At 55.9% G+C, this 599-nt stretch carries 2 protein-coding genes; both read left to right on the top strand.

Annotated elements, in window-relative coordinates:
- On the top strand, positions 1-234 hold a 234-nt coding region (gene minC / locus CFE47_RS31435; protein ID WP_286843097.1), incomplete at its 5' end, for a septum site-determining protein MinC.
- 201 nt (positions 235-435) lie between these two features.
- Positions 436-599 (top strand): nucleotide-binding protein (locus tag CFE47_RS31430; protein WP_286843100.1); only part of this gene is annotated, 164 nt, incomplete at its 3' end.

Below are 599 nucleotides of genomic sequence, written 5' to 3'. Positions count from 1 at the left end.
GCGGAACTTCTCGCCGATGGCAACATCCATGTATACGGCCCGATGCGCGGACGTGCCCTCGCCGGCATCAAGGGTGATACCAAGGCCCGTATTTTTTGCCAGCAGTTGACCGCTGAGCTAGTGTCCATCGCAGGCCAGTACAAGGTTTCAGAAGATTTGCGCCGTGATCCGCTGTGGGGGGCCGGGGTGCAGGTCAGCCTGTCGGGCGATGTGTTGAACATCATCCGTCTTTAACGGATACTGCCGCATTTTCCAAGCATCTCTAGACTCCGATAGCACAGCGAAACCGGCATTACTTGTGTAGGAATAATTGGAAGTTGGCGTTTCCCCTCCGGAAACCACATCTTTTTCCTACAAAGGCTGTCCGCCTGCAGCGAGTTCCAAGAGATGTTTTTCAGGGACCGAAAAGTCCTTTTTCCTTAGGGGTGAAACACCTTGGCCAAGATTCTCGTGGTTACATCCGGCAAGGGTGGTGTGGGTAAGACCACCACCAGCGCCGCTATCGGTACCGGCCTCGCTCTGCGCGGCCACAAGACAGTCATCGTCGACTTCGACGTCGGTTTGCGTAACCTCGACCTGATCATGGGCTGCGAACGCCG

This window comes from Pseudomonas sp. PGPPP1 (genome assembly GCF_002255865.1).
Classification (GTDB): Bacteria; Pseudomonadota; Gammaproteobacteria; order Pseudomonadales; family Pseudomonadaceae; genus Aquipseudomonas; species Aquipseudomonas cremoris.
Note: the sequence above shows the minus strand (reverse complement) of the source record. Positions and strands in the feature narration are given on the sequence as shown.